Source organism: Micromonospora sp. AMSO12t (genome assembly GCF_008806585.1).
In the GTDB taxonomy this organism is placed as follows: Bacteria; Actinomycetota; Actinomycetes; order Mycobacteriales; family Micromonosporaceae; genus Micromonospora; species Micromonospora reichwaldensis.
The window spans coordinates 1-10546 of sequence record NZ_WAAS01000229.1; the positions used below are offsets into that span (position 1 = coordinate 1).

Annotated in this window: 14 protein-coding genes and 1 pseudogene; 10 read left to right on the plus strand and 5 right to left on the minus strand. The window is 72.6% G+C overall.

Features of this window, described 5'->3' with window-relative positions:
• Positions 1–1018, minus strand: a 1018-nt coding sequence (locus F6X68_RS25375) for a bifunctional transcriptional activator/DNA repair enzyme AdaA (protein WP_151456636.1), incomplete at its 3' end; no start/stop codon positions are given.
• A gap of 141 nt (positions 1019–1159) precedes the next feature.
• On the opposite strand from F6X68_RS25375, the gene F6X68_RS34360 reads away from it, so the two are divergent.
• A complete protein-coding gene (locus F6X68_RS34360; RefSeq protein WP_225852416.1) occupies positions 1160–1642 on the plus strand; it encodes a hypothetical protein in 483 nt (160 codons plus the stop codon).
• 170 nt (positions 1643–1812) lie between these two features.
• On the opposite strand, the pseudogene F6X68_RS25380 reads toward F6X68_RS34360, so the two are convergent.
• Positions 1813–2580: pseudogene (locus tag F6X68_RS25380) on the minus strand (EamA family transporter); the annotation flags it as partial.
• Between the two features lie 93 nt (positions 2581–2673).
• Between F6X68_RS25380 and F6X68_RS25385 the strand changes: the two are divergent.
• The 4 genes from F6X68_RS25385 (at position 2674) to F6X68_RS25400 (ending at position 5958) form a co-directional block, all read left to right on the plus strand.
• The gene (locus F6X68_RS25385; protein ID WP_225852417.1) at positions 2674–3177 is read left to right on the plus strand and encodes a MarR family winged helix-turn-helix transcriptional regulator; all 504 of its coding nucleotides are present in this window, start codon (positions 2674–2676) and stop codon (positions 3175–3177) included.
• A 136-nt stretch (positions 3178–3313) separates the two neighbouring features.
• Positions 3314–4048, plus strand: coding sequence for a peptidase E (locus F6X68_RS25390; protein ID WP_151456638.1), 735 nt, complete (start codon positions 3314–3316; stop codon positions 4046–4048).
• A gap of 162 nt (positions 4049–4210) precedes the next feature.
• Positions 4211–5296, plus strand: coding sequence for a redox-regulated ATPase YchF (ychF, locus tag F6X68_RS25395; protein ID WP_132231020.1), 1086 nt, complete (start codon positions 4211–4213; stop codon positions 5294–5296).
• Between the two features lie 35 nt (positions 5297–5331).
• On the plus strand, positions 5332–5958 hold the full coding sequence (locus F6X68_RS25400) for a hypothetical protein (protein WP_151456639.1): 627 nt from the start codon (positions 5332–5334) through the stop codon (positions 5956–5958).
• Positions 5959–6090: 132 nt separating this feature from the next.
• Here the strand turns inward: F6X68_RS25400 and F6X68_RS25405 are convergent, their stop codons facing one another.
• Positions 6091–6591, minus strand: coding sequence for a Uma2 family endonuclease (locus F6X68_RS25405; RefSeq protein ID WP_151456640.1), 501 nt, complete (start codon positions 6589–6591; stop codon positions 6091–6093).
• Between the two features lie 5 nt (positions 6592–6596).
• Between F6X68_RS25405 and F6X68_RS25410 the strand changes: the two genes are divergently transcribed.
• Positions 6597–7052 (plus strand): DUF4878 domain-containing protein, encoded by a 456-nt coding sequence (locus tag F6X68_RS25410; protein WP_151456641.1) that lies wholly within the window; start codon positions 6597–6599, stop codon positions 7050–7052.
• A gap of 121 nt (positions 7053–7173) precedes the next feature.
• Entirely contained in the window at positions 7174–7677 is a 504-nt protein-coding gene (locus F6X68_RS25415) for a hypothetical protein (RefSeq protein ID WP_225852418.1), read from the plus strand.
• Positions 7678–7740: 63 nt separating this feature from the next.
• Here the strand turns inward: F6X68_RS25415 and F6X68_RS25420 are convergent, their stop codons facing one another.
• Together F6X68_RS25420 and F6X68_RS25425 are read right to left on the minus strand one after the other, a co-directional pair.
• The gene (locus tag F6X68_RS25420) at positions 7741–8076 is read right to left on the minus strand and encodes a YnfA family protein (protein WP_151456642.1); all 336 of its coding nucleotides are present in this window, start codon (positions 8074–8076) and stop codon (positions 7741–7743) included.
• Positions 8077–8122: 46 nt separating this feature from the next.
• A complete protein-coding gene (locus tag F6X68_RS25425) occupies positions 8123–8749 on the minus strand; it encodes a superoxide dismutase (protein ID WP_151456643.1) in 627 nt (208 codons plus the stop codon).
• A gap of 324 nt (positions 8750–9073) precedes the next feature.
• Between F6X68_RS25425 and F6X68_RS25430 the strand changes: the two genes are divergently transcribed.
• The 3 genes from F6X68_RS25430 to F6X68_RS25440 all read left to right on the plus strand — a co-directional run bounded on the left by F6X68_RS25430 (position 9074) and on the right by F6X68_RS25440 (position 10507).
• A complete protein-coding gene (locus F6X68_RS25430) occupies positions 9074–9535 on the plus strand; it encodes a hypothetical protein (protein ID WP_151456644.1) in 462 nt (153 codons plus the stop codon).
• Positions 9522–10028 (plus strand): DUF3995 domain-containing protein, encoded by a 507-nt coding sequence (locus F6X68_RS25435; RefSeq protein WP_225852419.1) that lies wholly within the window; start codon positions 9522–9524, stop codon positions 10026–10028. The genes F6X68_RS25430 and F6X68_RS25435 overlap by 14 nt, the downstream gene beginning before the upstream one ends.
• A 65-nt stretch (positions 10029–10093) precedes the next feature.
• On the plus strand, positions 10094–10507 hold the full coding sequence (locus F6X68_RS25440) for a cupin domain-containing protein (protein ID WP_192581540.1): 414 nt from the start codon (positions 10094–10096) through the stop codon (positions 10505–10507).
• The last annotated feature ends 39 nt before the right edge of the window (positions 10508–10546 follow it).

Here is a 10546-nt window from a genome sequence, read left to right on the forward strand (position 1 = left end):
GGCGGGTGAGGGTGGTGCGGGCCGAGCGGACGGAGACCTGCTGGCCGACGACCGCGCGCACGGCCATCTCGAAGCCGTCGACCGAGCGGGGGAGCCGGATGCCCGGCTCGGCGGCGACCACCCCGGCCAGCGCCGGGTCGGTGGCGAGCGTGCCGTCGACGGCGGTCGGGTCGGCGTCGAGGTCGAGCAGGCGACGGCAGCGGGCCACGGCGGGGGCGAGGTCGCGCATGTCGGTCAGCCGCAGCGTCGCCGTCACGTGCCCGTCCGCCGGGGTCAGGGCCGCCTCACCCGCGCCGTGCGGCAGCCGCAGGCCCCGCCGGTACGTCCCGTCGCGCACCTCTTCGACGCCGGGCAGCGCGCGCAGCGCGAGGAAGTCCAGCAGCGCCTCCGCGTGCAGCGGCGGGCGGTACGCGAGCCGCAGCGTGATCGTGCCCGCCCCGCCCGGCGCGGGGCACCGGCGGCCGGCGGTGCGCAGCTCGGACGGGGCCGCCCCGAACACCTCCCGGACCGTGTCGTTGAACTGCCGCACGCTGCCGAACCCGGCGGCGAACGCGACCTCCGCCATGCCCAGCCCGGTGGTCTCGATCAGCGTGCGGGCGGTCTGCGCGCGTTGCGCCCGGGCCAGGGCCAGGGGACCGGCGCCCATCTCGGCCCGCAGCATCCGGTGCAGGTGCCGTTCCGTGTAGCCGAGCCGGGCGGCCAGCCCCGGGATGCCGTCGCGGTCCACCACCCCGTCGGCGATCAGCCGCATGGCCCGACCGACGACGTCAGCCCGTACGTCCCACTGCGGGGAGCCCGGGGCGGCGTCCGGCCGGCAGCGGCGGCAGGCGCGCAGCCCCGCCGTCTGGGCGGCGGCGGCCGAGGGGAAGAACCGGACGTTCTGCCGCTTCGGCGTCGTCGCCGGGCAGGACGGCCGGCAGTAGATCCCGGTCGACGTGACGCCCGTGTAGAACCAGCCGTCGAACCGCTGGTCGCGGCTGTCGACCGCCCGGTAGCACCGCTCGAAGTCCAACTCCACGTCACCGATGATGCCCCTGCCAGGCGCCCCTGGCTCGCGGGAATCGGACGTGGCCGTGCGGGCCTGAACCGGACGCCCGGCGCCGAAAGTGTCGGTTGTGGTCGGTACCGTCCGGCCACCAACTCAAGAAGGGGTGCGGCGATGGCGAGCGTGGCGGGTCGGCGGGCGGCGTCGACACGGGACGGGCACCCTCCGCTGGACGGCGCGGTGGTGCAGCGCTTCTACGAGCGGATGCGCGCGGTCGCCCCGGCCGCCGTCGGCGCGATCGAACGGGACCGGGCCGGCGACCCGGGGCGGGCGTTCGGTGACACCGCCTGCGGCCGGCTGGTGCGCTCGCTCGACGCCGACGGCCTCCGCGCGCTGGGCATGTGGGTGCACCACTGGTGCATGCGGTTCTACGACGACGACACCCGGGTGGCGCTGCGCCTGGTCCGGGAGATCGCCGGCCGCGCCGGGCTGGGCTGGACGGCCGACGAGGTGCGCTGGATGCTCCGCGAGTCGTACGCGGCCGGTCCCGCCGCCGAGGCCCGCTTCACCCTGCCGCTGGCTGCCGCCGGGGAGTTGGCTCCCGGCGCACTGCCGATCGAGGCCGTGGTTCCCCGCCAGGCCGGTCCCCGCGACTGACCCATCGGGCCGGGCGACTGACCCGCCGGTCCCCGCGACCGACGCCAGGCCGGCCCGCCGGGCGCGGTGCCCACTGGTCCGGGCCGGCGTCCCGGCAGCTGCCCGGCCACGGTGGCGCCGACCGCCACGGCGAAGCCGGCGAGCTGCCAGCCGGTCATCGCCTGCCCGAGCACGGCCCAGCCGAGCACGGCGGCCGTCAGCGGGCTGAGCGCCCCGAGCAGCGACACCTGGGTGACTGGCAGCCGGGCCGCGCCCCGGAACCACAGCGCGTACGCCAGCGCCGTTCCGACGAGCGTCAGCCACGCGTAGCCGGCCAGTGCCGGCGGGTCGGGCACGGGCGGCGTCCCCTCGACCAGCAGGGCCGCCGGCACCACCATCAGCCCGCCGGCGGTGAGCTGCCAGCCGGTGGCGGTGAGCGTGCCGACGCCCGGCGGGCGGCCCCAGCGACGGGTCAGCACCAGGCCCGCGCCCATCGCGGCGGTGGCGGTCAGCCCGGCGGCGACGCCCGTCGGGTCGAGGCCCGCGTCGGGTCGCAGCACGACCAGGGTGACCCCGGCGAGCGCCGCGAGCGCGGCGGCCAGCGCCCGGGGGTGGGGCCGTTCGTGCAGCACGAGCACCGTCAGCCCCGCCACCAGCAGCGGCTGAGTGGCGCCGAGCACCGCGGCGGCGCCGCCGGGCAGGTGGTACGCGGCGAAGAAGAGCAGCGGGAAGAACGCCCCGATGTTCAGCGCGCCGAGCACGGCCGCGCGCCACCACCAGGCGCCGTGCGGGCGGTGCCGGGTCAGCGCGAGCAGCAGCAGGCCGGCGGGGAGGGCCCGGATCACACCGGACCAGAGCGGCCGGTCGGGCGGCAGTAGTTCGCTGGTGACCAGGTACGTCGTGCCCCACGCGGTCGGCGCGGCGCTGGTGAGCAGGATGTCGAGCCGGCGTCGGTCCACGGTTCCTCGCTAACTCTTGTTGCTAAGTATCTTGCTACTAAGCTACTTTGTGGCGAGTGAAAGCGGGAGTGCGAGGTGCGGCACAATCCGGGGGTGACCGAGCGGGACGACGTCGACGGCATCGTCGAGCAGTGGCAGCGCGAGCGGCCCGGAATGCGCCCCGAGCCGATGGCGATCTTCGGCCGGATCTACCGGCTGGCCCGGCTCGTCGGCGACGAGCAGGAGCGCACCTACGCCCGCTGGTCGATCAGCCGGGGCGAGTTCGACGTGCTCGCCGCCCTGCGCCGCGCCGGCACCCCCTACACGCTGGCACCGAAGGCGCTCACCGCCTCGCTGATGCTCACCTCCGGCGGGATGACCGGCCGACTCGACCGGCTGGAACGCGCCGGACTGCTCCGCCGCGCACCCGACCCGGCGGACCGGCGCGGGCTCCAGGTCACGCTCACCCCGGCCGGCCTCGAACTGGTGGAGGAGGCCGCCGAGGCGGGGCTGGCCGTCCAGCGCCGCCTGCTCGACGCGCTGCCCGCCGAGGACCAGCGGCGCCTCGCCGACCTGCTGCGTACGCTGCTGGGCGCGGTCACCGACAGCGGACGCTGACCGGCGGCGCGGACCTGGCGGCGGCGGGCGGCCCGGGCCGGCGACCGTCCGTGGCGGGCCCGCGTGGCGGGCGCTGGGCGGCAGGGGAGCGGCCTCGGGCAGGATGGGCACAGTCGACCCCGACGGAAGGACGACCGTGCCCGCCAGTGAACCGACCATCCTCGCCACCAGCATGGGCATCTACGCGCCGCGCCGCGACGGCGGGCCCCGGCGGGTCAACCCCGTCTTCGACCTCGCCGCCGAGTTGGCCGAGGCCGGGCCGGAGCCCAGGATCTGCTTCCTCAACCAGGCCGAGGGGGACCAGCCGACCACGCTCGCCCGGGTCTACGAGGCGTTCGCCGGCAGCCGGTTCCGGATGACGCACCTGGCGCTCTTCCCGATGCCGAACGTCGACGACGTCCGCGCCCACCTGCTCGCCCAGGACGTGATCTGGGTCGGCGGCGGCAGCGTCGCCAACCTCTGCGCGGTCTGGCGGGTGCACGGCCTCGGCGAGATCCTGCGCGAGTGCTGGGAGGCCGGCGTGGTGCTCGGCGGCGTCTCCGCCGGCTCGATCTGCTGGCACGCCGGCGGGGCCACCGACAGCTTCGGCACCACCCTGCGCGGCTTCACCGACGGGCTGGGCTGGCTGCCCTACGGCAACGGCGTGCACTACGACAGCGAGGAGCAGCGCCGGCCGCTGATGCACAAGCTGGTCGCCGACGGCGTGCTGCCGACCGCGCACTGCACCGACGACGGCACCGGCCTGCTCTACCGGGGCACCCGCCTGGTCGAGGCGGTCGCGGACCGCGAGGGCCCCTCGGCGTACGAGGTCAGCCGCGCCGACGACGGCACCGCCCGGGAGACCCCGATCACCCCCCGCCTGCTCGCCTGACCCGCCTCACCCGACCCCGGCCCGACCCTCCGGGCCGGCCCGGCCCTCCGTGTCGATCTTGGTACGGGAGCGCCCCTGGAGGGGCCGTTCCGTACCAAGATCAGTCGGGCGTGGCGGCCTGCCTCGTCAAGGGTGTGGGGCATCGGCGTAAGCTGGCCCGTCGTGAGTCTCACCATCGGCATCGTCGGCCTGCCCAACGTCGGCAAAAGCACCCTGTTCAACGCGCTGACCAAGAACGACGTGCTCGCGGCGAACTACCCGTTCGCCACCATCGAGCCCAACGTCGGCGTCGTCGGGCTGCCGGACGAGCGGCTGCACACGCTCGCCGAGATCTTCAGCTCGCAGAAGGTGCTGCCCGCCCCCGTGTCGTTCGTCGACATCGCCGGCCTGGTGCGCGGCGCCTCCAAGGGGCAGGGCCGGGGCAACGCGTTCCTGGCGAACATCCGCGACGCCTCGGCGATCTGCCAGGTCGTCCGGGCCTTCTCCGACCCGAACGTGGTGCACGTCGACGGCAAGGTCTCCCCGGCCGACGACATCGAGACGATCAACACCGAGCTGATCCTCGCCGACCTCCAGACCCTGGAGAAGGCCCTGCCCCGGCTGGAGAAGGAGGCCAAGCTCCGCAAGGACCGGGCCGCCGCCGTCACCGCCGCCAAGCAGGCCGTCGAGCTGCTCGACACCGGCGTCACCCTCTACTCGGGCGCCAAGGACGCGGGCATCGAGCTGGAGCACCTGCGCGAGCTGCACCTGCTCACCACCAAGCCCTTCCTCTACGTCTTCAACGTCGACGAGGCCGAGCTGGGCAACGCCGAGTTCCTCGACGAGCTGCGCGCCCTGGTCGCCCCGGCCGAGGCCGTCTTCATGGACGCCAAGATCGAGTCCGAGCTGGTGGACCTGCCCGACGAGGAGGCCCGCGAGCTGCTGGAGTCGATCGGGCAGAACGAGCCGGGCCTGGACCAGCTCGTCCGCGTCGGGTTCCGCACGCTCGGGCTCCAGACGTACCTCACCGCCGGCCCCAAGGAGGCGCGCGCCTGGACCATCCCGGTCGGCGCGACCGCGCCGGAGGCCGCGGGCGTCATCCACTCCGACTTCCAGCGCGGCTTCATCAAGGCCGAGGTGGTCTCCTTCGGCGACCTGGTCGCGGCCGGTTCGATGGCGGCGGCCAAGGCCGCCGGCAAGGTCCGGATCGAGGGCAAGGAGTACGTCATGCAGGACGGCGACGTCGTGGAGTTCCGCTTCAATGTCTGATTCCGGTCCAACGTCTGCCGCCTAAACTTCGCCATGTGGTGAAGCTTAGGGCGGTGATGGTGTGTTGGCACTCGGACGACTTTCCTGGCTGGGTTGAGATTTCTGTCCGCGACGTCCGCGGGCAGGATCACCGGATCATTGAGAAGGTCCCCGTCCTGACGTCTCTGCATGTGACGGCCGATTCGCGCTTCCCCATCATGCTCTGGATAGAGGTGGAAGCCGAAAGCATCGACGGTGATGAGATCACTGTGGCGCTGCCGGACGGGATGGAAACGACCGAAGGCAGGGGTAGCCTGGTGGTCGTCTCGGCTGAGGCCGATCGGGAGCGCTACCGCGATGACCGCGGATGGTTGGATTACTCGATTCACGAGCTTCCGGCCGGTGTGCTCTGGGGTGCCGATGGCGCAACGCCCGCGCAGTGCGCCGAGATGCTGGCCGGCTTGGACGAGTTCGCTCTCGTCTGCGCCCGCCTCGGGCTCGATGACCACTCGGAGTTCATCGACGCCTGCCGTTGGCACTTCGACCATTACCCGCACTACCTGAGCCGCCGTCGACATTTCTCGGACTACCCGACGTACATCCGTGATCGGCGGGGACCGTTGCGGGTCCCACCGCCCCCTGGCCCGGACTGGCTACGGCGGCGCCAGCCGAGTGCCTCCTGACAATGCTCGACGACGCAATACGGTCGAATTCGGAGGCCGCCGCAGACGTTGTTCCACGACGTGACGCGGTGGAGTTCCGCTTCAACGTGTAGTGACGATCCGGTTCACCCTCTGACGGAGTCGGGGCCCGGCTCAGCTCTTGCGGCCGGGCACCAGCCCATTCAGATCGAGCTCGATCGTGAACGGCGTCGTGGTGCGCAGCTCGTGTCGATGAATTGCGGTCGGCACATAGGACCGAGTGGGACCGTCGAGTTCGTAGGCGTGGACCACCGGTGATCCATCCTCCTCCTCGATGCGCCAGTAGTTGGCGATGCCGGCTTCCGCGTACTTGCGCAGCTTGACCGTCCGACCGCGGTGGGCCGACTCCGGAGAGACCACCTCCACGACCAGAAGAGTCTCCTCAGGCGTGTAGAAGGTCCGGGACGGATCGTAAGGTGCCGTCGTGGCCAGGAGATCGGGCTCGGGACGATTCCATCTGTCGAGTCGAATCGTGATCTCCCTGTCGACCTCGATGCCAGGCGGTGCCTGATCCGTCAGTCGGTTCACCAGCGCGGTGACCATCCGGGCGTGCCAGACCCGCTGGGGAGACCTCATGAAGACGAGTGCTCCATTGCTCGCATCCCCTACCGTCATGAACCATGACCCACCCGTACCAGGTGCCCCAACCGCCGAAGCGGCGCACGCTGCGCACCGTCCTGATCGTCGTCGGCGTGGTCGTCGTGCTGTGCTGCGGCGGCGCCGGCATCGGCGGCTTCTTCCTGTACAAGGGGGCCAAGGGCGCGACGGACCCGGCGCGGCAGGCCGCCGAGTCGTTCGTGAGCCACCTGGAGGCCGGCGATCCGGACGCGGCGTACGAGCTGTTGTGCGGCGACACGCGCGGCGGGTACACGAGGGAGGCGTTCGCCCAGGGTGTCGCCCAGCAGCCGAGGATCCACAGTCACAAGGTCAACGGCGTCAACGTGTCGAGCGTCAACGGCCGCACGTCGGCGACGGTGAACATGGCCCTGACGCTGGGCAGCGGCTTCACCAACCAGCACACGTTCAGGCTGGTGAAGGAGGATGGGGCCTGGAAGGTGTGCGGCCAGCCGTACTGAGGGCGCGCACGCCGTTGCCGCCGAGCCGGATGCCGACCGTGGGGTCGCGCATGGCGGGACGCTGCTTCTTCTGAGTACCCGGACGGATGCCTGACGACGGGATCGCTGATCTCCTTACGTCATGTCACGGCACAGCGGTGGTCGACAGGCATTCGGTTCGGCCCTGCGGCGGGCGACAGGCAACGTCGGGCGCGGTGGTCTGCTGGCCTGCCTCGTCGCACTGTCCTGCGTCGGCTGCGCCCGCTCGGGCCACGACGTGGCCCGGGACCGCGTCCTGGAGAGGGCCGGGCAGATCGCCCACGAGACCGAGGCGTGGGCGACCGACTCGCACAGCCTGAGCGGCTGGGCGAGCAACGAGTCGGTGCTCGACCGGCTCGTCGCCCTGACCGGGGGCGAGCAGCTCGCCTCGTCGGTCCACGATCCTGACGATCACGGCGTGGGCCTACTGGCCAGGGTGGAGGTGGCGATGGTGGGCGCCGCCTCGGACACCTGGCTCGGCGAGGAGACGCACTACAACATCTGCGTCCGTTTCGACGTCACACGACAGAGCAGCGGGCCCCGCGAGATCGCCCCGGTGTCCGTCGACTGCCCTCCCCGGGTTCCGGAGACGCGGTCACCGCACTGAGGGTGAGCGACCGCCGTCACGCAGGTGGCTGGCGCGTCGCCGAAGGTGGCAGTCACCGTCATCTCAGCCGCTGCGGGGGGCGTACATGATGATGGCGACCCCGACCAGGCAGATGGCCGCGCCGACGACGTCGTAGCGGTCGGGGCGGAACTTGTCGACGACCATGCCCCAGGCGAGGGAGCCGGCGACGAAGACGCCGCCGTAGGCGGCCAGGATCCGGCCGAAGTTCGGGTCGGGCTGGAAGGTGGCGACGAAGCCGTAGAGGCCGAGGGCGACGACCCCCGCCGCCACCCACAGCAGCCCCCGGTGCTCGCGCCAGCCCTGCCACACGAGCCAGGCCCCGCCGATCTCGGCGAGCGCGGCGAGCAGGAACAGCAGGATCGAGCGCACCACCGTCATGGTGGGAACGGTAGCGGGAGCACGACCCGGTCAGCGGTCGGCCGGATCAGGGCGTCACGGTGAGCGGGTTGCCGGCGGCCCGCGCGGCGTCGAAGCGTCGGGTGACGTCGGCCCAGTCGACCAGGTCCCAGAGGCGGTCGACGTAGTCCGGGCGCACGTTCCTGTACTGGAGGTAGTAGGCGTGTTCCCAGGCGTCGAAGACCAGGATCGGCGTGGAGCCGTGCCCGACGTTGCCGTGGTGGTCGTAGACCTGTTCGACGATGAGGCGCTGCGCCAGCGGCTCCCACGCCAGGACGCCCCACCCGGAGCCCTGCACGCTCTTCGTGGCGGCGGAGAGCTGCCCGGCGAAGCCGTCGAACGAGCCGAAGTGTTCGCCGATGGCGGCGGCCAGCTCGCCGTCGGGGCGGTCGCCGCCATCGGGGGAGAGGTTGTTCCAGAAGATCGAGTGCAGGACGTGCCCGGAGAGGTTGAAGGCCAGGGTCTTCTCCAGGCCGACCAGCGCCGAGTAGTCGCCCTTGTCGCGGGCCTCGGCGAGCTGGTCGAGGGCGTCGTTGCTGCCCTTGACGTACGCCGCGTGGTGCTTGCTGTGGTGCAGCTCCAGGATCTGACCGCTCATGGCGGGTTCCAGCGCCCCGTAGTCGTAGGGCATGTCGGGGAGCTTGTAGACGGCCATGGGGACCCTTTCGCGAGTGAACGATCTTCCGATCAGTATGCCTTATTGCAAACTCTTGGCAACTACGGAATATTGGCAACTGGAGCGGGTCGCACGGGATCCGCTCCACGGCCGACGCTGTCGGTAGGGCGCGCCTCCACGCCGCGATGATCACCGATGGAGGCGCGCCCGCACGTGCCACCGGCCAGCCCTCTGCACGTCACCGCCGCCCCTGCCACCACCGCCGCAGCGGCCGCGCGGCCGCCCGCGCTCCCTCCCACGGGGGAGGGCGTCCCCTCGCGCTCGGGAGTCGGCGCGGGGTCCGTCGGGCCTAGCGTCGGGAGCATGGATGCTTCTTCCGGTGCGCGGCGATGGCCGGCCTACGCGGTGGCGGTGCTCTTCCTCGCGTACGCCGTGGGCAAGGCCGCCTTCGCCCTCGAATCCCGGCTCGGTTTCCCGGGCGGCCCGGTCGTCCCGGCCGCCGAGCACGAACGCTACGCCCGCGACGTGATGGGGGTGGCGACCGCGCAGTGGTCGGCGACCGCGTCGGGGATGGCGGGCGCCTGCCTCGCCCTCGCCACGGTCACGGCGCCGGGGCGGCGGGTGCCGAGGCCCCTGATGCTGCTGGCGCTGGCGGGCATGCTGCTGGCCGTCGGGGCCGGCGCGACGATCATGGTGGTGGACGGGTTCGTGGGCCTCGGCGTGGGCTGGCAGTGGTACCACGGGGTCCTCGGGCTCGTCATGATCGGGCTGCTCGTGGCGATGATCCGGTCCTACGTGGTGGTGACGAGACGTGCCGCGCACTGACCGGGCGCGGGTGGGCGCGTACGGCGCGGCGGCATGCGCGTCGGCCTACGGGGCGATGAAGCTCGCGCAGGCGCTGGGGGCAAACGCGCTGGCCGACAAGGATCCGCTCCCGCCGGAGCTGCGCGAACGGCTCCTCGCCCGTGATCCGCTGTTCGTGGCGAGCCACTGGGTGCTGGCCGCCGCCGCGGTCGTCGGCGTCGTGGTCGCGCTGGCCACCCTGCGCCCCTGGCCGGCGGCCCTGCCGCGCCGGCTGCTGCTGGCGGTCGCCTGGACGCTCGGCATCCTCATGATCGCCCGTGCGGTCGGGGTGCTGGGGCACGGCCTCATCGGTGACGCGCTGCTGCTGACCGGCGTCCGGCCGCCGCCGGTCGGGCACGCCGCCCTGGCCCGCGACCTGGCGTGGTGGGACCTGCTGCTGTGGTCGCCGTTCTTCCTGCTCTGGGGGGCGTGCTGGACGGCGGCGGGCTGGCGGCTGGGCAGGCGGCACCGCTGACGCCGCCGGTGCGGGTTGCGCGCGTCGCGGGCCGGGCGGTGCCGGGCGGGACCTACGATCGGGCGGTGCAGAAGGTACGCCTCCGCCGGCTTCCGGTGACGTCACCGCCGATCCCGGAAGGTGGCGGTCGGATCCAGTCGCCGGCCGGCGAGCTGGCCCAGATCGTCAACGGCGGCACCTACCGCTTCCTGGCGTACCTGGAGTTCCGGCCGGATGCCGCCCGGCCGCGCGGCAACCACTACCACGCCCACAAGACGGAGACGCTGTACGTCATCAGCGGGCGGCTCCGGGCGGTGTTCCGCGACCTGGACTCCGGCGAGCGGACCGAGCTGACGATCGAGGCGGGCGACGCGGTCACGGTGGAGCCGCGCTGCGCCCACGTCTACTTCGCCCTGGAGCACTCCCAGGCCGTCGAGTTGGCGGACACGCCGTACGACCCGGGCGACACCCACCCCTGCGACGTGGTCGGCGGCGGCTGATCGGTCGACCGTCGACCGCCTACGATCTCGCCATGATCA